The sequence below is a fragment of the [Mannheimia] succiniciproducens MBEL55E genome (assembly GCF_000007745.1).
Taxonomy (GTDB): Bacteria; Pseudomonadota; Gammaproteobacteria; order Enterobacterales; family Pasteurellaceae; genus Basfia; species Basfia succiniciproducens.
This window is the reverse complement of record NC_006300.1, coordinates 1,723,976-1,748,197: the sequence shown is the minus strand read 5'-3', so window position 1 is coordinate 1,748,197 and position 24,222 is coordinate 1,723,976. Positions and strand designations below refer to the sequence as shown.

The following is a 24,222-nucleotide window of genomic DNA, read 5'->3' as shown; positions in this document are numbered from 1 at the left end:
GAAAATATGTTTTACCTTATTGCCGCCGTGCTAATTTGGGCGAGTGCGTTTATTGCGGCTAAATTCAGTTATACCATGTTTGATCCGGCGCTAACCGTGATGTTACGTTTAATTTTATCCGCCTTGTTAGTGCTGCCGACATTTTTCCGTAGCTATCGGAAAATCCCAAAACAATACCGCTTGCAATTATGGGGATTGGGCTTGTTAAATTTCCCGGTGGTCCTGTTGTTGCAATTTACCGGCGTACATTATACCTCGGTTGCCAGTGCGGTAACCATGCTCGGCACGGAGCCTTTGGTAGTTACTTTATTAGGTCATATTTTCTTTCATAAACCGGCAAGATTACTGGATTGGTTATTAGGAATAGTTGCCTTAACAGGCATCGTTTTTGTAGTTTATGGTTCCGAATCCGGCGGAGAAGTGACTTTATTAGGCTGTACGCTGGTGTTACTCGGCAGCATTGCCTTTTCATTTAGTATTCATTTGGCGCAAAGCGTTATGAAAGCGGTCGAGGCAAAAGCCTATACGGATGTGATTATTATGACCGGGGCGATAAGCTGCGTTCCATTTTCTTTATTATTGGTACAAGATTGGCAAATTCACCTTAATATCGAAGGTATTTCAGCGATCCTTTATCTAAGCGTCGGCTGTACATGGCTGGCTTATCGTCTGTGGAGTAAAGGGTTACGGGTTTCTTCGGCAAATACCGCCAGCATTTTAACGACCTTAGAGCCGGTATTCGGTGTATTATTAGCTATTTTATTATTAGGCGAACATCTTACTTTAACCACTTTATTTGGTATTTGCTTAGTGATTAGTGCGGCGGGTATTTCCGTATTATCGTCGATGCTGATTAACTACATTAAAAATAAAGTCACTATATTGTAGGCAAATCATGCTTTTTCAGATTATTGCCACGCTCATCTGGGCGAGCGCTTTTATTGCGGCAAAATATACCTATGAAATGATGGATCCGGTGTTGATGGTGCAATGTCGTTTTTTTATCGCTTCGATCATCATGTTACCCGGTTTTTTTGCCGCTTATAAACGAGTGCCGAAAGAGCGCTTAAAAATAATGTGGCTGCTGGCACTGATTAATTTTCCCCTGATGTTTTTATTGCAATTTATCGGGCTTTATTTTACTTCCGCTGCCAGCGCGGTCACTATGCTGGGTATGATTCCGTTACTGACCGTATTAATAGGTTTTTTGTTTTTTAAACGACGAATTAATAAAATCGATTTATTGCTAAGTTTGGTTGCTTTGGCAGGCATTATTTTAACTGTTGTCGGAGGCGGAGAGGATAATCTCATTAATCCGTGGGGCTGCCTGTTAGTGTTGGGGTCCGCCGTATCATTTTGCTTTTGTTTATATTTATCGAAAGATGTTATGCAGGAAATGGCGCCGAAAGATTATACCAACGTATTAGTAATTTTAGGCAGTATTTTGTGTTTACCCTTCACTTGCGTTTTAGTACGGGATTGGTCAATTGTGCCGAGCGTTAAGGGAATGATTTCCTTGTTTTATCTGGGAATAGGCTGCACTTGGCTGGCGGTTGTATTATGGTTTAAAGGGGTACAAAAAACGCCGACCTATATTTCGAGTATTCTTACTACTTTAGAGCCGATATTCGGCGTAATCCTGGCTATTTTAATTTTAGACGAACGGCTCAGTACCGTTTCGGCAATGGGTATTTTGCTGACCTTAGGTGCGGCGGCGGTTTCCGTATTAATTCCCGTTTTAATGAAAAAAAGCCCGTAAACTTACTGAGCGGTTTAGTTTATCCCGACCTTTAATCTTAGTTAATTTATGCGTATAATACGGCATAATTTTCTATTTATTTAACGGACTACTTAATGCAGCTTATTCGCGGTTTACACAACTTGCGGCGGGATTTCGCCGGTTGTGCGCTCACTATCGGTAATTTTGACGGTGTACATTTAGGACACCAGGCGATTTTGCAGCATTTGCGTGAAAAAGCCAATCAATTAAAGTTGCCGATGGTGGTGATGCTGTTCGAACCTCAGCCGAGAGAGTATTTCGTGTCTGCCGATGCAAAGCAACAGGCTCCGGCTCGTTTAATGCGTTTACGGGATAAATTGCATTATCTTCAACAACAGGGTGTGGATTACGTAATTTGCGTAAAATTTGACCGCACTTTTGCCAAGCAAGATCCTAATCTGTTTATCGAAACTTATTTAGTCAATCGGCTTCATGTGAAGTTTTTAAGTATTGGTGACGATTTCCGTTTCGGCGCTAATCGCCGAGGGGATTTTTCTTTGCTTGAAAGTGCGGGTAAAAAATACGGATTTTCCGTGGAAGACAACCGCACATTTTCACTGGATAAACTGCGTATCAGCAGTACCGCAATCCGTCATGCGCTGGCGCATGACGATCTCAAAAAAGCGGAAGAACTGCTTGGGCGCGCTTACAGCATTTTCGGCAAAGTTGTGCACGGGCAGAAATTAGGCAGAACCATAGGTTTTCCTACCGCCAATATTCGTTTGCAACGGCAGGTAAATCCGTTGCAAGGCGTGTATGCCGTACGTATTCAATGTCCTTGCGGACGGGCTTTTCAAGGGGTTGCCAATATCGGGCAGCGCCCTACGGTGAACGGCGTAGAGCAGCGTTTAGAAGTTCATCTGTTTGATTTTGATGAAAATCTTTACGGGCAAAATATTGCCGTGACTTTTTGTCATAAAATCCGTAATGAAATGAAATTTCCGTCACTTAACGCTCTGAAACAACAAATCGCCCGGGATGTATTAGTGGCGCAACAGTATTTTCGGCAAAACAGTTGATTTTGCTTTAATTCATATAGAAAAAAAGTTATAACTAACCGATTCAGTTTTTAATATCTTAATTTATTACAACGTGGTACGAAAAATGTCTGAACAAAAAGATTACAAAAATACGTTAAACCTGCCGGAAACAGGCTTTCCGATGCGCGGAGACCTGGCTAAACGCGAGCCGGGCATGTTAAAAAATTGGTATGATAACGACCTTTACCAAAAAATCCGTCAATCGTCAAAAGGTAAAAAATCCTTCATTTTGCATGACGGCCCTCCTTATGCCAACGGCAGTATTCATATCGGTCACGCTGTAAATAAAATTTTAAAAGATATTATTATTAAATCTAAAACCGCACTGGGTTTTGACAGCCCTTACATTCCCGGCTGGGACTGCCATGGTTTGCCGATCGAATTAAAAGTGGAAGGTTTGGTGGGTAAGCCGAATCAAAAAATCTCCGCGGCCCAATTCCGTGAAGAATGCCGTAAATATGCGCGCGAGCAAGTGGAAGGGCAGAAAAAAGACTTCATCCGTTTAGGGGTGTTGGGGGATTGGGATAACCCGTATTTAACCATGAATTTTGACACCGAAGCGAATATCATCCGCGCTTTCGGTAAAGCGGTGGCGAACGGTCATTTATATAAAGGTTCAAAACCTGTTCACTGGTGTTTGGATTGCGCCTCTTCATTGGCGGAAGCGGAAGTGGAATATGAAGACAGAACTTCACCTTCAATCTATGTGCGTTTCGCTGCGGCGGACGAAAGTGCGGTGGAAAATAAGTTCGTTTTAACGGAACAAGGCAAGGGTAAATTATCCGCCGTTATTTGGACTACCACGCCTTGGACGTTGCCGTCCAATAAAGCGATTTCTATCAATCCGGAATTAGAATATCAAATCGTACAATTCGGTGACGAACGTTTTATTTTAGCTGCCGAATTAGTGGAAAGCGTCGCTCAGGCGGTTGGCGTTGAAAGCTGGAAAGCGTTAGGCTCGGCTAAAGGTTCCGATTTGGAATTATTGCAATTTAAGCATCCGTTCTATGATTATAACGTGCCGTTTATTTTGGGCGATCACGTCACGCTTGACGGCGGTACCGGCTTGGTTCATACCGCACCGGATCACGGTCAGGACGACTATGTAGTGGCGCGTAAATACAATATCGGCATGGCGGGGTTAATCGGTAATGACGGTAAATTCAATTCTAATGCAAAATTTTTTGCAGGTCTTGGCGTATTTGAGGCTAACGGTAAAGTGCTTGAAAAACTAGACGAAGTGGGCGCATTACTGAAACTGGAAAAAATCCGCCACAGCTATCCGCACTGCTGGCGCCATAAAACCCCGATTATTTTCCGTGCTACCCCGCAATGGTTTATCGGTATGGAAACTCAGGGATTACGCCAACAGGCATTAAGCGAAATTAAAAAAGTACGTTGGATTCCGGATTGGGGTCAGGCACGTATTGAAAAAATGGTGGAAAACCGTCCGGATTGGTGTATTTCCCGTCAACGTACCTGGGGTGTGCCGGTAGCGTTATTTATTCATAAGGAAACCGAGCAGCTGCATCCGCGAACTCTTGAGCTTATCGAAGAAGTGGCAAAACTGGTGGAACGGAAAGGAATTCAGGCCTGGTGGGATTTGGACGCTAAAGATTTGTTAGGCGACGATGCCGCTCATTACAGCAAAGTGCCCGATACTTTAGACGTTTGGTTTGATTCCGGGTCGACCTATTATTCCGTGGTGAAAAACCGTCCTGAATTTAACGGTAAGGAAGCGGATATGTATCTCGAAGGTTCCGACCAACACCGCGGTTGGTTTATGTCGTCACTGATGCTCTCTACGGCTACAGACAATAAAGCGCCTTACAAACAAGTACTGACCCACGGTTTTACGGTGGACGGTCAAGGTCGCAAAATGTCGAAATCTATCGGCAATATTGTGACGCCGCAGGAGGTAATGGATAAATTCGGCGGCGATATTTTACGTTTATGGGTGGCGTCAACGGACTATACCGGTGAAATGACGGTTTCCGACGAAATTTTAAAACGTGCGGCGGATTCCTATCGCCGTATCCGTAATACCGCGCGTTTCTTGTTGGCAAACCTGAATGGTTTTGATCCGAAACGCGATTTGGTACAAGCCCATGAGATGATTTCGTTAGATCGTTGGGCGGTGGATTGCGCTTTCCGGGCACAAGCGGAAATTAAAGAGGCCTATGATAACTATCAGTTCCACACTGTGGTGCAACGTCTCATGAAATTCTGTTCTGTCGAAATGGGTTCATTTTATTTAGATATTATCAAAGACCGTCAATATACCACTAAAGCGGACAGTCTTGCCCGTCGCAGTTGTCAAACCGCTTTATGGCACATTGCGGAAGCCCTTGTACGTTGGATGGCGCCGATTCTGTCTTTTACCGCGGATGAAATTTGGGGTTATCTGCCGGGCGAACGCGGCGAATTCGTATTTACCGAGGAATTTTACGACGGCTTATTTGCTTTAGATGTCTCGGAATCATTGGACGACGCTTACTGGCAACAAGTGATCACCGTGCGCAACGAAGTCAACCGCGTGCTTGAACAAGCCCGTAATGACAAAGTGATTGGCGGCGGTTTGGAAGCGGAAGTGACTATTTTTGCTAACGATGAATACAGTGCATTGCTCAACAAGCTGGGCAACGAGTTACGTTTTGTGACTATTACATCAAAAGCAGAAGTGAAAACTTTAGCGGATGCCGATGTTGCGGAAGGCGAAGTAGCGGGATTAGCCATCAAAGCTATTCGTTCCGCTAACCACAAATGTCCGCGTTGCTGGCATTATTCCGACAGCAAAGACGCAAACAGCCTGTGTTCACGTTGCGAAGAAAACGTGAACGGCAATGGCGAAGAGCGTCGTTTTGCGTAATTGATAAATTTGCGGGGCGTGTTATATATTGCGCTGTTGTATGAATTGGGGCGTATGCGATACGCCCCTATATTTTAGGTAAAAATTTGATGACAAAATCTAAAACCGGTCTATCGTTTTTATGGCTAAGTGCGGTCGTTTTTTTCATTGATCTGCTCACAAAATACATTGTGACGCAAAATTTCGAATTGTATGAAAGCGTAAACATTTTACCGATATTCAATTTAACCTACGCTAGAAATACGGGCGCCGCTTTCAGTTTTCTGGCTGAACACGGCGGTTGGCAAAAATATTTCTTTATTGTGCTGGCGCTGGCGGTTTCCGCCGTGTTGGTGCATTTGCTGCGAAAAAACAGCGCACGGCAGAAGTTGCAGAATTCCGCTTACGCCCTGATTATCGGCGGGGCGCTTGCCAATATGGCGGATCGCGCTTATAACGGTTTTGTGGTGGATTTTTTCGATTTCTTCTGGCGGGAATGGCATTATCCTGTGTTTAACGTAGCGGATATCGCCATTTGTGTCGGCGTTGGATTATTAATTTTAGACAGCTTTAAAAACGGCGAGAAAAAGGCGGACAAGCAATGAAAATTATTTTAGCCAATCCGCGCGGTTTTTGTGCAGGTGTTGACCGAGCCATTAGTATTGTGGAACTCGCGCTTGAAATTCACGGCGCGCCGATTTATGTGCGCCATGAAGTGGTACATAACCGTTTTGTGGTGAACGGACTGCGTGAACGCGGCGCGGTTTTTGTGGAAGAATTAAACGAAGTACCGGACGGCGCAATTGTGATTTTTTCTGCGCACGGCGTATCTCAGGCGGTACGTCAGGAAGCGAAAAACCGCAATCTGAAAGTGTTTGACGCCACTTGCCCGTTGGTTACGAAAGTGCATATGCAGGTGGCGCGCGCCAGTCGTAAGGGGACAAAGGCTATTCTTATCGGTCATGAGGGTCATCCTGAAGTGCAAGGAACAATGGGGCAGTATGATAACCCGGAAGGCGGAATTTTTCTGGTTGAAAATGTAGAAGATATTGCCAAGTTAGGTTTGAAAGATAACGAAGAATTGACGTTTATGACACAAACCACTTTATCTATTGACGATACTTCCGATGTTATCGTCGCATTAAAAGCAAAATATCCCGCGATTCAAGGACCTCGTAAAAACGATATTTGTTATGCCACTACCAACCGTCAGCAGGCGGTGCGCGAACTTGCCGAACAATCCGATTTGGTGATTGTGGTGGGTTCAAAAAACTCGTCAAATTCGAATCGTTTAGCCGAACTGGCTTCCCGTATGGGTGTGCCGGCAAAATTGATTGATGATTCGAATGATATTGAGCCGGATTGGTTAAAAGGTATAAATACTATCGGTGTCACCGCCGGTGCCTCGGCGCCTGAAGTATTGGTGCAGTCCGTGATTGCCCGGTTAAAAGAACTTGGTGTCGATTCCGTCGAAGAACTTGAAGGTTGTGAGGAAAATACGGTTTTTGAAGTGCCGAAAGAATTACGGATTAAAGAAGTGGGATAACTGCCGTTATTGAAAAATTAACGCTAATTTCTTTTAAAATTCCCGTATTTTTGACCACACTTTTTTTAATTTTGTGCATCGGATCGAAAAAATATACCGTATTTCTTTGCATGAACCGATTATTCCCTGAAAGTAATGTTGTTGCTACCGAGCAACGTTATTTTAACTTTAAAAGGGAATCGTTAATGAAATTATCAGTAAGAAAATTTTTGCTTAGTTGCTTAGCCGCCGGTTCGTTATTATCTGCCGGAACTGCATTCGCAGCTGATAAAGTGCCGGCTTCTGCAGAAACTCAAGCAATAAAAACTTCCGAAACCGCCAAGCCCGCAGATAATATTGGCAATACGGTGAATATTAATACGGCAACGGCAGAGGAAATTAAGCAAACTTTAATCGGCATTGGCGCAAAAAAAGCGGAAGCTATTATTCAATACCGTGAAAAGCATGGTAATTTTACCAACGTAGAACAATTATTGGAAATACAGGGAATAGGAGAGGCGACTTTGGATAAAAATAAAGATCGGATAAAATTATAAAGATAAAAAAGATAGGGTTCTAAACATAACTTGCTAAAAGCGGAATAGGAATATTCCGCTTTTTTTCTATTCAAGTATAATGATTCGCCTGGGGCTGTTTACAAAAGATAAACAGACTTCCTAATATGAGGAGTACGGATTATGAAACAAAAAATTGTGTTGGCGACGGGTAATAAAGGTAAAGTTCGTGAAATGTCGGATGTGCTGGCGGATTTCGGCTTTGAAGTGGTTGCGCAAACGGATTTAGACATTGAAAGCCCGGAAGAAACCGGATTAACTTTTGTTGAAAATGCATTATTAAAAGCGCGTTATGCCGCTAAAGTTTCGGGCTTACCCGCAATTGCTGACGATAGCGGACTGGTGGTGGAAGCCTTAAACGGCGCGCCGGGATTATATTCCGCCCGTTATGCCGGCATTGACGGCGAAACGGCGGATGCGGAAAACCGCCGTAAGTTATTGCGCGATTTAGCCGATGTACCGGTCGGTAAACGCCAGGCAAAATTTGTGAGCTGCATTGTAATGTTACGACATGAAACGGATCCTTCGCCGATTATCGCGGAGGGCGAATGCATCGGTGAAATTATTTTTGCCGAAAAAGGCGAAAACGGATTTGGTTACGACAGCCTGTTTTTCACTCCGGAAAAAGGCTGTACTTTCGCAGAATTAGAAACCGTCGAGAAGAAAAAAATCTCTCACCGCGCCCGCGCATTGGCGGTCTTAAAAAGCAAATTAGGCGCATAAGCGGTTCGTTCATGACAACTCTCGTTCTTCCTCCGCTTAGTTTATATGTGCATATTCCCTGGTGCGTGCAGAAATGTCCTTATTGCGACTTCAATTCTCATGCGCAAAAAGGTGCGATCCCTGAAATCGATTATATCCGTCATTTAGTGACGGATTTGCAGGCGGATCTTCTTCGTTTTAAAGACAGCGTGCAGAATCGCCCGCTACACAGCATTTTCATTGGCGGCGGCACGCCAAGCCTGTTTTCTGCGGAAAGCATTACCTGTTTGTTAACGGAAATAAAAAAACTTATTGATTTTTCACCGCACATTGAAATTACTATGGAAGCCAATCCCGGTACGGTAGAGGCCGAACGATTTCAAGGCTATGTGAAAGCGGGTGTCACCCGGATTTCCATGGGCATACAAAGTTTTAATGATGAAAAACTAAAAGCTTTAGGACGAATTCATAACGCCCGGGAAGCAAAAAGTGCGGTGGAAATTGCCAAAATTTCCGGTTTAAAAAGCTTTAATTTAGATCTTATGCACGGCTTGCCGAATCAAACGCCGGAACAGGCGCTGGACGACCTACGGCAGGCTATCGCATTAAATCCGCCGCATTTGTCCTGGTATCAGCTTACTATTGAACCTAATACCATGTTTGCTTATCGTCCGCCCGTATTACCGGATGACGACGAGCTCTGGGATATTTTTGAGCGGGGACACCGATTATTAACGGAAGCGGGTTATCGGCAATATGAAACCTCCGCTTATGCCAAACCGGATTTTCAATGCCAACATAACCTAAATTATTGGCGTTTTGGTGATTATCTGGCTGTCGGTTGCGGTGCTCACGGCAAAATGAGCTTCGTCAATGGCGATATTATACGTTACAGCAAGACCAAGCATCCGAAAGGTTATTTACGCGGCGAATATCTTTATGAAGAACGGCTGATTAACGAAGCGGATCGTCCTTTTGAATTTTTTATGAACCGTTTCCGCCTGTTGGAACCCGTACCGAAAACGGAATTCGTGCAATTTACCGGTTTGCCTGAAAGTGCGGTCAAAAAACAAATAGATTGGGCGCTGGAAAAAAATTATATTATTGAAACCGAGTCGACCTGGCAAATTACCGAACGAGGTAAGTTGTTTTTAAATGAATTGCTGGAAGTTTTTTTACCTGATGACTAGGGTCTGTTTATCTTTTGTAAATTTTCATAAAACGGACTAAAATTTTTATAAATTTGTTCTTGTTTATATTTTTGATTGGTATTAAAGTAGGCTTATTATTTCTGCTACGCAAACGTTTACGTATATTGTTTGGTTTTAAATTTATGTGGCGATTTGAATAATAAACAACCCCTAAAAGTGCGGTGTAAAAAACCGTATTTTTTATGCTGAATAAATACCAGGCTTAATTTAAAACTAATCTGAAAAGGATCTCATCATGAATCAACTCGAAATGAAAAAAGTTGCGGCTAAAGCCGCATTACAATTTGTCAAACCGGATATGATTGTCGGGGTAGGGAGCGGTTCAACGGTAAATTGCTTTATTGAAGAATTAGGTGCATTTCGTGATCAAATTAAAGGCGCGGTAGCGGCTTCTAAAGCATCGGAAGAATTATTAAGAAAACAAGGTATTGAGGTTTTCAGTGCCAATGACGTATCGAGTCTGGATATTTATGTAGACGGCGCCGATGAAATCAATCCGCAGAAAATGATGATTAAAGGCGGCGGTGCGGCGTTAACCCGTGAAAAAATCGTTTCGTCTTTGGCGAAAAATTTTATTTGCATTGTCGATAGCAGCAAACAGGTAGATATACTGGGTTCCACTTTCCCGTTGCCGGTAGAAGTGATTCCTATGGCGCGTTCACAAGTCGCCCGTAAATTGGTAGCGTTGGGCGGAAGCCCTGAATGGCGTGAAGGCGTGATTACCGATAACGGTAACGTAATTTTGGACGTGCATAATTTTATTATTATGAATCCTATTGAAATGGAAAAAGAATTGAATAATGTCGCAGGTGTGGTAACAAACGGTATTTTTGCGTTAAATGCGGCGCATACCGTGATTGTCGGCACACCGGACGGTGCTAAAATTATTGAATAATAAATATACAAGGTAGGCAAACATGACTAATAAAGTATCTTTGGATAAATCTAAGATCAAATTTTTACTTCTTGAAGGTGTTCACCAAAACGCATTAGATGTGTTACATGCGGCCGGTTACACTAATATTGAATATCATAAAAAAGCGTTAGAGCCGGATGAACTTAAAGAAGCAATTAAAGAAGCGCACTTTATTGGTTTACGTTCCCGCACAAATTTAACGGCGGATATTCTTGAACATGCGAATAAATTAATCGCTATCGGTTGTTTTTGTATCGGCACCAATCAAGTGGCATTGGAAGCGGCGGAAGAAAAGGGTATTCCCGTATTTAATGCGCCGTTCTCTAATACCCGTTCCGTAGCGGAATTGGTTCTCGGTGAGATTTTGTTATTAATGCGCAATATTCCGGCGGCAAACGCGCAGGTTCACCGCGGTGAATGGAACAAGTCGGCGGCGGGTTCTCATGAAGTTCGCGGTAAGAAATTAGGTATCGTCGGCTACGGTCATATCGGTTCGCAATTAAGTATTATCGCCGAGTCTTTAGGTATGAATGTATTTTTCTACGATGTTGAAACCAAGCTGCCTTTAGGTAATGCGCAGCAAGTTTCCACTTTAGAGGAATTATTAAGTTCCTGCGATATTATTTCATTACACGTACCCGAACTGCCTTCAACAAAGAATTTAATGAGCGCGGAACGTATCGCTCAGTTAAAACCGGGCAGTATTTTAATTAATGCGGCGCGCGGTACGGTTGTTGATATTGATGCGTTAGCCGAAGCGTTAGAACAGGGGAAAATACATGGCGCCGCAATCGACGTATTCCCTAAAGAGCCGGCTTCTGCGGCGGAAGCGTTTGAGTCACCGTTGCGTAAATTCGATAATGTGATTTTAACCCCGCATATCGGCGGTTCAACGGCGGAAGCGCAAGAAAATATCGGCACTGAAGTGGCAAGTAAATTCGTTAAATATTCGGATAACGGTTCAACTCTAAGTGCGGTGAATTTTCCGGAAGTTTCGTTACCGGAACATCGTACGGCAAAACGTATTTTGCACATTCACCATAACCGCCCGGGTATTTTGAATAAAATCAACCAGGTTTTTGTTGATGAAAATATCAACATCGCCGCGCAATATCTGCAAACCGACGCTAAAATCGGTTATGTGGTTATTGATGTAGAAACGGATGACAGTACGGATTTACTGCAAAAACTTAAATCAATCGAGGGTACGATTCGCGCCAGAGTATTGTTTTAATTTTCTTGTTCAGGCGTATTTTTAACCATTTTTAAAATTCAATTAAATTAAGGACTAAGTTTTGTGTTGTATCAGGCTTAGTCTTTTTTTTGTTTTTTACCAAAGCTTTATCAGTATTCTTTGTAAAACAAAACATTAAATCTAATAAAATAAAACATTATTTCAAATTAAGATCTCGATCACATTTTTATAATTAAAACTATGCTACAGTGCCAGCCATTCATTAAACAGACAAGATAATCCCCTCTAAATTTAAGGAGAATTTTATGACAAATAAAAATTTGGCATCACTTTTTTATTTAGCATTATTTTCAGCATCAAGTGCAGTGGCAGCTGTTAATCCAAGTGATCTTATTTGGAAAAGTGCGGCATTCGGGCAGTCAACGGATCTTAATTTCGGTTCAACAATTTTGCCGGAGAAAGTCGGTGTAAATAAAACGACGGTTGACGGTCATCCCGTTCAGGAAGGGGCGTTGGCGACCAAATTTACCATTGAAAGCCGAGGCGGTAAATTGGCAAATTCCCATGAAGGGTTGACTTATTATTATACAGAACTACCAATTAATACTAACTTTGTTATATCAGCGGATGTGCGGTTGGAACAATTAGGACCGGAAACCGGTGCAAAACCGAATCGACAAGAAGGTGCGGGCATTATGGTACGCGATATCGTGGGAAAACCTCGTGCGGAACCTCAACCTATGGGCTATGAAGAATTCCCTGCGGCTTCAAATATGGTGATGAATTTATTACGCAGTAATACAAAAGCGCATAACGGGAAGGTAAATATTAACGCATCTTACCGAGAAGGCATTAAAGAACCTTGGGGAACTGCTGGTAATAAGCTGGTTAGAGAAGATTATGCGGAAGGTATTGATTTTGAAAATAACCCCCTTCGTTTAACTCTGGAGAAAAATGATCAGGGTTTTGTAGTGACATATATTCAGGACGGTAAAGAATATAAAAAAGTGTTGGATAAAGTAAATCCCGGTATTTTGGCGAACCAAAATGCGGACAAGCAATATCTGGGCTTTTTTGCTTCCCGTAATGCGAAGATAACTGTGGAAAATGTTGATTTAAAACTCACTGACGGCAAGAAAGTCGAACCGGCAAAATTTACGCCGAAAGCCATGCCTTTAATAGTAAATATTGAGTCTTCAACTAAAGCGACTGGTAGTGATTATGTCTTCCAGGCGAGAGCAAACTATGAAGGTTCGTTTGTTTTACAGCGAGGAAATAAAACATTATTTAAATCACCGGTTGTGAAAGCGGGTGAATATGTTCAACATAAACTAAAACTTAACCAAAATAAAACAGACTTAAAAGTTCAGTTTATTCCAAAAGCAAAATTAAAAGAAAACGGATTCGAACAAAATATCAGTATTGAGAAACATCAGTTACAAAATCCGAAACTGTTGTATGTTGCAACAAACGGCAGTGCAGCAGGCAACGGTTCGGCAGAAAAGCCGTTGGATTTAGTGACCGCGCTTGAATTATTGCCGCCGGGCGGAACAATTCAATTGCAACCGGGAGAATATGCCGCGGTGACTTTGGATACAACCATGAGCGGATTAAAAGACTCGCCGAAAACATTAAAAGGAATTGAAGGTAAAGTTAAATTTATCGGTGAAGTGCTTCATAAAGCCAGCTTTTGGAATATGGAAAATATTGAGGTGTCCGGTGCAAGTTTAATTGTTCATGGCAGCCATAATAATTTCAGTCATATTGTCACTCATGGCGCACCGGATACCGGATTCCAAATTACCTCGCCGGAAAAAATCGGCAGATCATTATGGGCAAGCCATAATACTGTAACTGACAGTATCAGTTTTAACAATATGGATGATTCGCAAATTAATGCCGACGGTTTTGCCGCTAAAATGAGAATCGGCGACGGTAACAGCTTTATCCGTTGTATTTCTCACCACAATGTAGATGACGGTTGGGATCTGTTTAATAAAGTGGAAGACGGTCCGAACGGTGTTGTGACTATTAAAGATTCTATTGCCTTTATGAACGGGCAAACCTTGAAGTTAAAGAGTAAGAGCGCTTCTATCGGTAACGGATTTAAATTGGGCGGTGAAGGCTTGCCGGTAAATCATGTTATTAAAAACAGCATTTCTTTCCGTAACAATATGGATGGATTTACGGATAATTTCAATCCGGGGACCTTTACCGTGGAAAACAATGTTGCCATTGATAATAAACGCTTTAACTATCTATTCAGAAAAAGTCCTTATGAAAACGGTCCGAAGCAAGGTGTTTTCAAAAACAACCGCTCATTCAGATTTTATCAGGAAAGTAAATATACAGATGTTGTAAACGGTAGCCTGTTGAATAATAATGAGTTTTTAACCACAACGGAAATGACGCCGGCAAAAACCGAATTATTACAGAAATTGCAGGCATTGAGTAAGGTAGAATTTTCTGAAGATAATACGGGCTTAGAAGAAGTGAAAAAAATTCAAGCTTTATTACGATAATTTTCGTTATCACCGTATCCGAACAGCACCTTAACCGGTGCTGTTTTTTTAATTTTTTGACCGCACTTTTTTCTTAATTATTATTAAAAGTCAAAATCAACAAAATTTATAAAATTTATTTCTTATAAAAATAAAACAATGTTTTAAATAATAGACTTTGATCACATTTTTTTATTTTTTCTTATGCTAAATTACAGCCCAACAGTAAAACTGATTGGAGAAAAATTATGAATGTTGATTATTTAGTTATGGCTGGTTACTTTGCTTTAATTATAGCAATCAGCTTGTTATTTAAAAAAATGGCAAGTAATAGTACGAGTGACTATTTCCGAGGCGGCGGTAAAATGCTCTGGTGGATGGTAGGCGGGACAGCCTTTATGACGCAATTCTCGGCATGGACCTTTACCGGTGCTGCCGGTAAAGCGTTTAATGACGGTTTATCCGTGATTGCCGTATTCGTCGGTAACATGGTTGCTTATGCCTGTGCTTATTGGTATTTTGCAAGACGCTTCAGACAAATGCGGGTCGATACGCCGACAGAAGCAATCGGACGTCGTTTCGGTACAAGTAATGAGCAATTTTTTACCTGGGTGATCATTCCGCTTAGCGTAATTAATGCCGGTGTATGGCTAAACGGTTTATCCGTATTTGCTTCGGCCGTATTTGATGCGGATATCACCATGACTATCTATGTAACGGGGATTTCAGTATTAATTATTTCATTATTGAGTGGTGCCTGGGGCGTTGTGGCTTCAGACTTCGTGCAAATGCTTGTTGTTGCCGTTATTTCTGTGGCTTGTGCGGTTGTCGGTTTGGTTGTGATTGGCGGACCGGGTGAAATTATTGATCGTTTCCCTGGCGGATTTGTATCCGGCCCGGATATGAACTATCCGCTTATTTTAATTTGTACCTTCCTTTTCTTTATTGTGAAACAGTTACAAAGTATCAACAATATGCAGGATTCTTATCGTTTTTTAAATGCGAAAGACTCTAAAAATGCGAGTAAAGCGGCAATTTTTGCACTGCTATTAATGCTTGTCGGTACAATTATCTGGTTCATTCCGCCTTGGGTAACGGCAATTATTTATCCTGAAGCGGCTTCACTTTATCCGCAATTAGGTAAGAAAGCGTCGGACGCAGTTTACCTTGTATTTGCCAAAAACGTTATGCCGGCAGGCACGATCGGTTTACTGATGGCGGGTTTATTTGCTGCGACAATGTCTTCAATGGACTCCGCATTAAACCGTAACTCAGGCGTATTTGTCCGTAGTTTTTATGCACCGATTATTCGCAAAGGTAAAGCCGATGACAAAGAATTATTACGTGCAGGCCAAATCGTATGTGTAATTAACGGTATTTTAGTAATCTTAATGGCGCAATTCTTTAACTCATTAAAACACTTAAGTCTATTCGATTTAATGATGCAAGTTGCAACCTTATTACAATCACCGATTCTGGTTCCGTTATTCCTAGCGATTATTATTCGTAAAACACCTAAATGGGCGCCTTGGGCAACAGTATTATTCGGTATGTTCGTGTCATGGTCTGTGGTAAAAGTCTTTACACCGGAATATGTTGCAAGCTGGTTTGGTGTTGAAGATTTAACTAAACGTGAAATTTCCGAATTAAAAGTCATTATTACCATTGCGGCGCACTTAATTTTCACTGCCGGTTTCTTCTGCTTAACCACATTATTCTATAATGAAGCGAAAGATACCAATAATGAAAGAAGAATTGCATTCTTTAAAGATGTGGATACTGAGTGTGTAGCCGAAGAAGGTCAAGATGAAATCGACCGTTTACAACGCAAAAAATTAAGTACGTTGGTTATGTTAATGGCGGCAGGTCTTCTATTGATGATTCTTATTCCGAATCCTTTATGGGGTAGAGCCTTATTTGCTTGCTGTTCATTGGCTATCTTTGCAGTGGGATACGGTTTGAAACGAAGCGCGGAAGTATAACGAATTGATTTAACTTATAGCAATAGATGGGTATAAATCGCCCATTTATTGTCTTTTCTTAGCAGATGGAGGTCGTAATTATGGCGAAAGGGAAGAAAATTCAACTTACTTTTGAATCCTTTATTGATTCGGATACTAATGTAAAAGTAACACGATTAACACCAAAAGACGTGACTTGTCACCGCAATTATTTTTACCAAAAGTGTTTCACTCAAGACGGCAAAAAATTGCTTTTTGCAGGAGATTTTGACGGCAACCGCAATTATTATTTACTTGATCTTCAGAGTCAGGAAGCTATTCAGTTAACCGAAGGAAAAGGCGATAATACGTTCGGCGGCTTTATTTCCCATGATGATAAATTCTTTTTCTATGTGAAAAATGAATCAAGTTTGCGTAAAGTGGATTTAGCAACTTTAGAAGAAAAAGTGATTTATACCGTAGATGAAAACTGGAAAGGCTACGGCACATGGGTGGCAAATTCCGATTGTACGAAATTGGTCGGTATTGAAATCTTAAAATCCTGCTGGCAACCATTAACGGATTGGGATAAGTTTAAAGCTTTCTATCATACCAATCCTACTTGCCGATTAATTAAAGTTGATATTTTAACCGGTGATTTAGAGGTGGTTCTTCAAGATAACGTCTGGTTAGGACACCCGACTTATCGCCCGTTTGATGACAGTATTGTCGGTTTTTGCCATGAAGGCCCGCATGATTTAGTGGATGCCAGAATGTGGTTTGTTAATGAAGACGGCACAAATGTGCGCAAAGCGAAAGAACATCAAGAAGGTGAGTCCTGTACCCATGAATTTTGGGTGCCGGACGGCTCAAAAATGATCTACGTTTCTTATTTCAAAGGGCAGACTGAACGAGTAATTTACAGTGTAGATCCTAATACATTGGAAAATACGCGCCTGATTACCATGCCGCCTTGCTCTCATTTAATGAGTAATTTTAATGGTAATCTGCTTATTGGCGACGGTTGCGATTCTCCGGTGGATGTAGCGGATAGCGACAGTTATAACATTGAAAACGATCCGTTTTTGTACCTGTTCAATATTGAAAAACAACGTACCGTTAAATTGGCTAAGCATAGTTCTTCCTGGCAGGTATTGGATGGTGATCGTCAGATTACGCACCCTCATCCTTCTTTTAATCCCAATGACTCCGCCGTATTATTCGGTAGTGATTTTGAAGGGAGACCGGCGATTTATTTAGCGGATATCAGCCAATTAAAAGATTAATCTAAGCTCAAAAGTGCGGTCAAAAAATCGAAAATTTTAACCGCACTTTTAATTTATATGCATTTTAAAGGAAATAAAAAAACCGCTCATAGAGAGCGGTTTTGTTTGGAATTTAACTAAAGATTAGCCTTTGTAGTTGTAGATGTGAGCTACTAAGTCTAATACTTTGTTTGAGTAACCGGTTTCGTTATCGTACCAAGATACTAATTTAACGAAAGAATCTGTTAATGCGATACCAGCGTCAGCATCGAATACGGAAGTTAACGCACAACCGTTGAAGTCTGTAGAAACAACTGCGTCTTCAGTGTAACCTAAAACGCCTTTTAATTCACCGTTGAAAGTTTTACCTTCAGCCGCATCTTTAATTGCTTGTTTGATTGTTTCGTATGAAGCAGGTTTTTCAAGGTTAACGGTTAAGTCAACAACAGAAACGTTTGGAGTAGGTACGCGGAAAGCCATACCTGTTAATTTGCCGTTTAATGCAGGTAATACTTTACCTACCGCTTTTGCAGCACCGGTTGAAGACGGGATGATGTTTTGGGAAGCACCACGACCACCGCGCCAGTCTTTAGCAGACGGACCATCTACGGTTTTTTGAGTTGCTGTAGTTGCGTGAACGGTTGTCATTAAACCGTCTTTGATACCGAAAGTTTCGTGAACAACACGTGCTAAAGGTGCTAAGCAGTTTGTTGTGCAAGATGCGTTAGAAACGATGTCTTGACCCGCATAAGCTGAGAAGTTTACACCGCGAACGAACATCGGAGTCGCATCTTTAGAAGGACCTGTCATTACAACTTTTTTAGCGCCAGCAGTAATGTGTTTACGAGCAGTTTCGTCAGTTAAGAATAAACCTGTTGCTTCAACAGCGATATCAACACCGATTGCACCCCAGTTTAAGTTTGCAGGGTCACGTTCGGCAGTTACGCGGATTGTTTTACCGTTAACTACTAAGTTACCGTCTTTAACTTCAACCGAACCATCGAAACGACCGTGAGTTGAATCGTATTTTAACATGTATGCCATGTATTCTACGTCGATTAAATCGTTAATACCTACAACTTCGATGTCATCGCGAGTTTGTGCAGCACGGAATACGATACGACCGATACGGCCGAAACCATTGATACCAATTTTAATTGCCATAAGATTTTCACCTATAATATTTAAGTTAAACAAAATTATCACGGGTCATCAAAATATTATTATTTCAACTATCCGTCATTTCGAAATTATAGCACGATTTCTTTTATATTCGAAACTAGACTATGCGCTAAACTATAACAGATAACTTTTTTGTGATCCATGTCAATATTTAACGCTATGAAATTTAACAAAATGAGTATTGACAAATGGTTTTCTGTGGTTCTTTATTCGTCTTTGAAATTCCGCTAAAAAGAACCGCACTTTTTAGCTGATTTCTTTATCAATTATGGGCATAATACTAAGGTCTATTTAGTGAGGTTAAGTTATGTCGCAAGGTAATTTATATATTCTTTCCGCGCCCAGTGGTGCCGGTAAATCTTCTCTTATTTCCGCACTGTTGGAGCAAGATCAGGCAAACACAATGATGGTTTCCGTTTCCCATACTACGCGACAGCCTCGTCCGGGCGAAGAAAACGGCGTCCACTATCACTTTGTTTCCGTGGAAGAATTCGAGTTACTGATTAACGAAGGTGCTTTTTTAGAGTATGCGAAAGTATTCGGCGGAAATTATTACGGTACATCATTACCTACTATTGAAAAAAATCTTGCGCAGGGAATTGACGTATTCTTAGATATCGACTGGCAGGGCGCGCAGCAAATCCGCAAGAAAGTGCCTTCGGTGAAAAGTATTTTTATTTTGCCTCCGTCGTTAGCCGAATTGGAAAAGCGTTTGATCGGGCGAGGGCAAGACAGTGCCGAAGTTATTGCGGATCGCATGTCAAAAGCGATGGATGAGATTTCTCACTATAATGAATATGATTATGTGATTATTAATGACGATTTTACCCGGGCATTGGCGGATTTAGTTCATATTTTAAGGGCGGAAAAATTGACTTTGGCTTATCAAACAGAGCAAAATCAAGCCTTAATTAATCAATTACTAGCAAAATAAGCGGTATTTTAGTATCATTAACAACCCTATTATTTTTAACCCTTTTAATTAAACTCATGGAGTAAAATATGGCTCGTGTAACAGTGCAAGATGCTGTTGAAAAAATTGGCAACCGTTTTGATTTAATCTTAACTGCGGCGCGCCGTGCAAGACAATTACAGTTGCACGTTCGTGAACCTTTAGTGCCGGAAGATAATGATAAACCGACAGTTATCGCATTACGTGAAATTGAAAAAGGTTTAATTGATAATAATATTATGAACGCGCAGGAACGTCAGGAAGCGCTAGAGCAGGAAAAAGTGGAATTAAACGCTGTTTCTTTATTATCTGAATAATTTTTTATTTTTAATTATCGGCTCGTTATCTGAATTTTTAGTAAGAAGGTAGGTGTCCCTTGTATCTTTTTGAACCGTTAAACAAGATTATCCAGGGCTATTTACCCTCAGAACATATTGATTTAATAAAACGCGCTTTTGTTATTGCGCGAGATGCTCACGAGGGGCAATTCCGTTCCAGTGGCGAGCCATACATCACCCATCCTGTGGCGGTAGCGTCAATTATTGCGGAAATGCGTTTAGACCATGAGGCAATCATGGCGGCATTGTTGCATGATGTTATTGAAGACACGCCTTATACTGAAGAACAACTAACCACAGAATTCGGCAAAAGTGTTGCCGAAATTGTGGAAGGTGTTTCAAAACTCGATAAATTAAAATTCCGAACCCGTCAGGAAGCGCAGGCCGAAAGTTTCCGTAAGATGATTCTCGCTATGACGAAAGATATTCGCGTGGTTTTAATCAAGCTTGCCGACCGCACGCATAATATGCGTACGCTCGGTTCGTTGCGCTCGGATAAACGTCGCCGCATTGCAAAAGAAACGCTGGAAATTTACAGCCCGTTGGCACATCGTCTCGGTATTGAAAAAGTAAAAAACGAATTGGAAGATTTGTGCTTTCAAGCCATGCATCCGCAACGTTATGCCGTATTAAATAAAGTTATTCAGGTGGCGCGTAATACCCGACAGGAGTTAGTGCATCCTATTTTGGTGACGATTCAGCAGCGTTTGGAAGAAGTCGGAATTAACGCACAGGTTTTTAGTGAAGAAAAACCGCTTTTTTATATTTATCAAAATATGCGGTTGAGAAATCAACAGTTTCGTTCAATTATGGATATTTCTAATTTCCGTATAATTGTTGATTCTATTGATAATTGTTACCGTGTCCTCGGGCAAATGCACCAATTGTTTAAACCTCGTCCGGGGCAAATTAAAGATTATATTGCAGTGCCGAAAGCAAATGGTTATCAGGCTTTACATACTTCGACTATCGGTCCGCATGGCGTGGCGGTTGAAATTCAGATTCGTACGGAGGAAATGAATTTAATCGCGGAATTAGGTGTGACCGCTCATTGGGTTTATAAACCGGGCGGTAAAAATGATACGACAACGGCACAAATTAAAGCGCAACATTGGCTACAAAGCATTATTGAGCTGCAACAAAGTGCGGGTAATTCTTTCGAATTTATTGAAAGCGTAAAATCGGATCTCTTTTCCGATGAAATTTACGTATTCACGCCGAAAGGCAGAATTATCGAATTGCCGGCGGGGGCGACGCCTATTGACTTTGCTTATGCGGTTCATACCAGTATCGGCAGTACCTGTGTCGGAGCAAAAGTGGATCGCGAAACTTACCCGTTATCACAAGCGTTGCGTTCGGGACAGACCGTTGAAGTTATTACGTCACCTAATGCGACACCAAACGCTAACTGGCTGAATTTTGTGGTAACCGGGCGCGCTCGGGCGAAAATCCGCCAAACCTTAAAAACTTTGCGTCTTGAAGAAGCAATTAATTTAGGCAGATATCAATTACTTCACGCTTTAGCGGGTAAACATCTTGAAGATTTGGATCCGGCAATAGTTCATCATGTTTTAACTGAATTAAATCTGGATACAATGGATGACTTATTGGCGGAAGTCGGATTAGGTAATCAACTGAGTACAGTTATTGCCCGTCGTTTGCAAGGTGAAAGTCTCGCTATCTATACGGATATTGAAGAAGTTAACAATCAGGAACGCTTACCTATTAAAGGTATGGATGGATTATTGGTCAACTTTGCTAAATGCTGCCATCCGATTCCAGGCGATTCAATTGTAGCTTATGCCAATCCTGGTAAGGGGCTTGTCGTACACCATGAAAATTGTCGCAATTTAAAGAAACGGACGACACAATCCGTCCCGTTTATTAAAGTTGAATGGGAACAGTGTGATCATTCTGCGGAGTTTGAAGCCGAGCTACATATTAATATGGTTGCTCAGCAAGGTGCATTGGCCAATCTAACGGCGGCGATATCGGCGGCACAAAGTAATATTCATAGCATTTGGACGGAAGAAAGTGAAGGTCGTATTTGTCATGTGACGTTGACCTTAAGTGCGAAAGATACCAAACATCTTGCCAATATCATGCGTAAAATTAAAAGTCTTTCCGGCGTACAGTCTGTCGAACGCAATATCAACGAATAGATCGCATGACAACTCAACTTCTTGATGCAATACCTCTCACATCACTTTCCGGTGTGGGAGCTGCTGTTTCTGCCAAGTTAAGCAAAATCGGTATTAATAATTTACAGGATTTGCTTTTCCATCTTCCCATTCGTTATGAAGATCGTACAAGAATTACGCCTATTTCAGATCTCCGCCCGGAGCAATACGCAACGATTGAAGGTATTGTTCAAACTTGTGAGATTCAATTTGGCCGTCGCCCGATTTTAACGGTAAGTTTGTCTGACGGCACCTCGAAAATTATGTTGCGTTTCTTTAATTTTAATGCGGGAATGCGTAATGGTTTTCAACCGGGTGCTCGCGTCAAAGCGTTCGGTGAAGTAAAACGTGGCCGTTTCATGGCTGAAATTCACCATCCCGAATACCAAATTATTAGGGATAAGCAACCGCTTCAATTAGAAGAAAATCTCACGCCGATTTACTCCGCGACGGAAGGATTAAAGCAAAATTCATTACGTAAACTGACTGATCAGGCATTGGAACTGCTTGATAAAATTCAAATCGCAGAAATTTTACCTGATCAATTTAATCCTTATCCCTTTAGCTTGAAAGAGGCGATTCGCTTTTTACACCGTCCGCCGCCGGATGTGTCCGTTGAAAGCCTTGAAAAGGGCACCCATCCCGCACAAGTGCGGTTAATTTTCGAAGAATTATTGGCGCATAATCTCGCCATGCAAAAAGTGCGGTTAGGAACTCAGCAATTTCAAGCGCTGCCTTTACATTTTCAGACGGATCTTAAACAACGATTTTTGGCAACACTGCCTTTTGAACCGACGAATGCCCAGGTTAGAGTGACACAAGATATTGAGCGGGATCTCGCAAAAGATTATCCGATGATGCGGTTAGTGCAGGGGGATGTCGGTTCGGGCAAAACCTTAGTCGCCGCTTTAGCTGCGTTAACTGCCATTGATAACGGTAAGCAGGTTGCACTAATGGCGCCCACTGAGATTCTGGCTGAACAACATGCCGAAAATTTCCGCCGTTGGTTCGAACCTTTCGGTATTGAAGTCGGTTGGCTAGCCGGAAAGGTGAAAGGCAAGGCGCGTCAATCGGAACTTGAACGGATAAAAAATGCTGAAGTTCAAATGGTGGTGGGGACTCATGCGTTATTCCAGGAAGAAGTAGCGTTTTCCGATCTCGCATTAGTCATTATTGACGAACAACATCGATTCGGTGTTCATCAGCGTTTACTGTTGCGGGAAAAAGGTGAAAAAGCAGGTAATTATCCGCATCAATTGATCATGACGGCAACACCGATTCCACGTACTCTCGCGATGACGGTATATGCGGATTTAGATACGTCAATTATCGATGAATTGCCGCCGGGTCGTACGCCTATTAAAACAATTGTTGTATCGGAAGAACGCAGAGCGGAAATTGTTGCTCGAGTGCATAACGCTTGTACTAATGAGAACCGCCAAGTATATTGGGTTTGTACGTTAATTGACGAAAGCGAGGTGCTAGAGGCACAAGCCGCCGAGGCAACGGCGGAAGATTTGCATCGCGCTTTACCGCATTTGCGTATAGGTCTGGTTCATGGCCGAATGAAACCGGCAGAAAAACAGGCTATTATGGCAAGTTTCAAAGCGGCGGAACTCGATCTTTTAGTAGCGACTACGGTAATTGAAGTGGGGGTGGATGTGCCGAATGCAAGTTTAATGATTATTGAAAATGCTGAACGCCTGGGATTATCTCAGCTGCATCAATTGCGCGGGCGTGTCGGACGGGGAAGCACCGCTTCATTTTGCGTACTCATGTATAAGCCGCCGCTGGGAAAAATTTCACAAAAGCGTTTACAGGTTTTACGTGAAAGCCAAGACGGATTTGTTATCTCGGAAAAGGACTTGGAAATTCGTGGTCCGGGCGAAGTACTTGGAACAAAACAAACTGGTATCGCAGAATTTAAAGTGGCAAATTTAATGCGCGATCGTAAAATGATTCCGACCGTCCAACATTATGCGCGCCGGCTTATTGTGGAATATCCTGATGTGGCTGATACATTAATTAAACGCTGGTTGAATAACAGGGAAATTTATAGTAACGCTTGATAC

General features: G+C 41.9%; 19 protein-coding genes. 18 read left to right on the top strand and 1 reads right to left on the bottom strand.

Going from position 1 to position 24,222, the window contains the following annotated elements:
* Nucleotides 1-6 precede the first annotated feature (6 nt).
* The 14 genes from MS_RS08035 to MS_RS07970 all read left to right on the top strand — a co-directional run bounded on the left by MS_RS08035 (nucleotide 7) and on the right by MS_RS07970 (nucleotide 17,519).
* On the top strand, nucleotides 7-888 hold the full coding sequence (locus tag MS_RS08035; RefSeq protein ID WP_011200920.1) for a DMT family transporter: 882 nt from the start codon (nucleotides 7-9) through the stop codon (nucleotides 886-888).
* A 7-nt stretch (nucleotides 889-895) separates the two neighbouring features.
* Nucleotides 896-1,759 (top strand): DMT family transporter, encoded by an 864-nt coding sequence (locus tag MS_RS08030; RefSeq protein WP_011200919.1) that lies wholly within the window; start codon nucleotides 896-898, stop codon nucleotides 1,757-1,759.
* A gap of 95 nt (nucleotides 1,760-1,854) precedes the next feature.
* Nucleotides 1,855-2,799, top strand: coding sequence for a bifunctional riboflavin kinase/FAD synthetase (gene ribF, locus MS_RS08025; RefSeq protein ID WP_011200918.1), 945 nt, complete (start codon nucleotides 1,855-1,857; stop codon nucleotides 2,797-2,799).
* A gap of 85 nt (nucleotides 2,800-2,884) precedes the next feature.
* Nucleotides 2,885-5,689, top strand: coding sequence for an isoleucine--tRNA ligase (gene ileS / locus MS_RS08020; protein WP_041639942.1), 2,805 nt, complete (start codon nucleotides 2,885-2,887; stop codon nucleotides 5,687-5,689).
* An 89-nt stretch (nucleotides 5,690-5,778) separates the two neighbouring features.
* On the top strand, nucleotides 5,779-6,273 hold the full coding sequence (gene lspA / locus MS_RS08015) for a signal peptidase II (RefSeq protein WP_041639940.1): 495 nt from the start codon (nucleotides 5,779-5,781) through the stop codon (nucleotides 6,271-6,273).
* Entirely contained in the window at nucleotides 6,270-7,214 is a 945-nt protein-coding gene (gene ispH / locus MS_RS08010) for a 4-hydroxy-3-methylbut-2-enyl diphosphate reductase (protein WP_011200915.1), read from the top strand. The genes lspA and ispH overlap by 4 nt, the downstream gene beginning before the upstream one ends.
* A gap of 185 nt (nucleotides 7,215-7,399) precedes the next feature.
* Nucleotides 7,400-7,750: a ComEA family DNA-binding protein gene (locus tag MS_RS08005; protein WP_041639938.1), complete on the top strand. Its 351-nt coding sequence runs from the start codon at nucleotides 7,400-7,402 to the stop codon at nucleotides 7,748-7,750.
* A gap of 141 nt (nucleotides 7,751-7,891) precedes the next feature.
* The gene (gene rdgB, locus MS_RS08000) at nucleotides 7,892-8,491 is read left to right on the top strand and encodes an RdgB/HAM1 family non-canonical purine NTP pyrophosphatase (protein WP_011200913.1); all 600 of its coding nucleotides are present in this window, start codon (nucleotides 7,892-7,894) and stop codon (nucleotides 8,489-8,491) included.
* 11 nt (nucleotides 8,492-8,502) lie between these two features.
* The gene (hemW, locus tag MS_RS07995) at nucleotides 8,503-9,660 is read left to right on the top strand and encodes a radical SAM family heme chaperone HemW (protein WP_011200912.1); all 1,158 of its coding nucleotides are present in this window, start codon (nucleotides 8,503-8,505) and stop codon (nucleotides 9,658-9,660) included.
* 256 nt (nucleotides 9,661-9,916) lie between these two features.
* A complete protein-coding gene (gene rpiA / locus MS_RS07990) occupies nucleotides 9,917-10,576 on the top strand; it encodes a ribose-5-phosphate isomerase RpiA (RefSeq protein WP_011200910.1) in 660 nt (219 codons plus the stop codon).
* A 22-nt stretch (nucleotides 10,577-10,598) separates the two neighbouring features.
* Nucleotides 10,599-11,831 (top strand): phosphoglycerate dehydrogenase, encoded by a 1,233-nt coding sequence (serA, locus tag MS_RS07985; RefSeq protein WP_011200909.1) that lies wholly within the window; start codon nucleotides 10,599-10,601, stop codon nucleotides 11,829-11,831.
* 266 nt (nucleotides 11,832-12,097) lie between these two features.
* Nucleotides 12,098-14,314, top strand: a complete 2,217-nt coding sequence (locus tag MS_RS07980; RefSeq protein ID WP_011200908.1) for a right-handed parallel beta-helix repeat-containing protein — start codon at nucleotides 12,098-12,100, stop codon at nucleotides 14,312-14,314.
* A 227-nt stretch (nucleotides 14,315-14,541) separates the two neighbouring features.
* A complete protein-coding gene (locus MS_RS07975; RefSeq protein WP_011200907.1) occupies nucleotides 14,542-16,275 on the top strand; it encodes a sodium:solute symporter family protein in 1,734 nt (577 codons plus the stop codon).
* A gap of 80 nt (nucleotides 16,276-16,355) precedes the next feature.
* A complete protein-coding gene (locus MS_RS07970) occupies nucleotides 16,356-17,519 on the top strand; it encodes an oligogalacturonate lyase family protein (RefSeq protein ID WP_041639934.1) in 1,164 nt (387 codons plus the stop codon).
* 123 nt (nucleotides 17,520-17,642) lie between these two features.
* On the opposite strand, the gene gap is transcribed toward MS_RS07970, so the two are convergent.
* On the bottom strand, nucleotides 17,643-18,662 hold the full coding sequence (gap, locus tag MS_RS07965) for a type I glyceraldehyde-3-phosphate dehydrogenase (protein ID WP_041639932.1): 1,020 nt from the start codon (nucleotides 18,660-18,662) through the stop codon (nucleotides 17,643-17,645).
* Between the two features lie 325 nt (nucleotides 18,663-18,987).
* Here gap and gmk point away from each other — a divergent pair, with 325 nt between their 5' ends.
* The 4 genes from gmk (at nucleotide 18,988) to recG (ending at nucleotide 24,219) form a co-directional block, all read left to right on the top strand.
* Nucleotides 18,988-19,614, top strand: a complete 627-nt coding sequence (gmk, locus tag MS_RS07960) for a guanylate kinase (RefSeq protein WP_011200904.1) — start codon at nucleotides 18,988-18,990, stop codon at nucleotides 19,612-19,614.
* A gap of 68 nt (nucleotides 19,615-19,682) precedes the next feature.
* Complete coding sequence (rpoZ, locus tag MS_RS07955) at nucleotides 19,683-19,949, top strand: DNA-directed RNA polymerase subunit omega (RefSeq protein WP_011200903.1); 267 nt, start codon at nucleotides 19,683-19,685, stop codon at nucleotides 19,947-19,949.
* A 59-nt stretch (nucleotides 19,950-20,008) separates the two neighbouring features.
* The gene (spoT, locus tag MS_RS07950; protein WP_011200902.1) at nucleotides 20,009-22,132 is read left to right on the top strand and encodes a bifunctional GTP diphosphokinase/guanosine-3',5'-bis pyrophosphate 3'-pyrophosphohydrolase; all 2,124 of its coding nucleotides are present in this window, start codon (nucleotides 20,009-20,011) and stop codon (nucleotides 22,130-22,132) included.
* Between the two features lie 5 nt (nucleotides 22,133-22,137).
* Nucleotides 22,138-24,219: an ATP-dependent DNA helicase RecG gene (gene recG / locus MS_RS07945; protein WP_011200901.1), complete on the top strand. Its 2,082-nt coding sequence runs from the start codon at nucleotides 22,138-22,140 to the stop codon at nucleotides 24,217-24,219.
* Nucleotides 24,220-24,222: the final 3 nt, after the last annotated feature.

Bases quoted from the DNA above. Each gene is read 5' to 3' on its own strand.
- MS_RS08035 (WP_011200920.1), top strand. From the start codon at position 7: ATGTTTTACCTTATTGCCGCCGTGCTAATTTGGGCGAGTGCGTTTATT.
- MS_RS08030 (WP_011200919.1), top strand. From the start codon at position 896: ATGCTTTTTCAGATTATTGCCACGCTCATCTGGGCGAGCGCTTTTATT.
- ribF (WP_011200918.1), top strand. From the start codon at position 1,855: ATGCAGCTTATTCGCGGTTTACACAACTTGCGGCGGGATTTCGCCGGT.
- ileS (WP_041639942.1), top strand. From the start codon at position 2,885: ATGTCTGAACAAAAAGATTACAAAAATACGTTAAACCTGCCGGAAACA.
- lspA (WP_041639940.1), top strand. From the start codon at position 5,779: ATGACAAAATCTAAAACCGGTCTATCGTTTTTATGGCTAAGTGCGGTC.
- ispH (WP_011200915.1), top strand. From the start codon at position 6,270: ATGAAAATTATTTTAGCCAATCCGCGCGGTTTTTGTGCAGGTGTTGAC.
- MS_RS08005 (WP_041639938.1), top strand. From the start codon at position 7,400: ATGAAATTATCAGTAAGAAAATTTTTGCTTAGTTGCTTAGCCGCCGGT.
- rdgB (WP_011200913.1), top strand. From the start codon at position 7,892: ATGAAACAAAAAATTGTGTTGGCGACGGGTAATAAAGGTAAAGTTCGT.
- hemW (WP_011200912.1), top strand. From the start codon at position 8,503: ATGACAACTCTCGTTCTTCCTCCGCTTAGTTTATATGTGCATATTCCC.
- rpiA (WP_011200910.1), top strand. From the start codon at position 9,917: ATGAATCAACTCGAAATGAAAAAAGTTGCGGCTAAAGCCGCATTACAA.
- serA (WP_011200909.1), top strand. From the start codon at position 10,599: ATGACTAATAAAGTATCTTTGGATAAATCTAAGATCAAATTTTTACTT.
- MS_RS07980 (WP_011200908.1), top strand. From the start codon at position 12,098: ATGACAAATAAAAATTTGGCATCACTTTTTTATTTAGCATTATTTTCA.
- MS_RS07975 (WP_011200907.1), top strand. From the start codon at position 14,542: ATGAATGTTGATTATTTAGTTATGGCTGGTTACTTTGCTTTAATTATA.
- MS_RS07970 (WP_041639934.1), top strand. From the start codon at position 16,356: ATGGCGAAAGGGAAGAAAATTCAACTTACTTTTGAATCCTTTATTGAT.
- gap (WP_041639932.1), bottom strand. From the start codon at position 18,662: ATGGCAATTAAAATTGGTATCAATGGTTTCGGCCGTATCGGTCGTATC.
- gmk (WP_011200904.1), top strand. From the start codon at position 18,988: ATGTCGCAAGGTAATTTATATATTCTTTCCGCGCCCAGTGGTGCCGGT.
- rpoZ (WP_011200903.1), top strand. From the start codon at position 19,683: ATGGCTCGTGTAACAGTGCAAGATGCTGTTGAAAAAATTGGCAACCGT.
- recG (WP_011200901.1), top strand. From the start codon at position 22,138: ATGACAACTCAACTTCTTGATGCAATACCTCTCACATCACTTTCCGGT.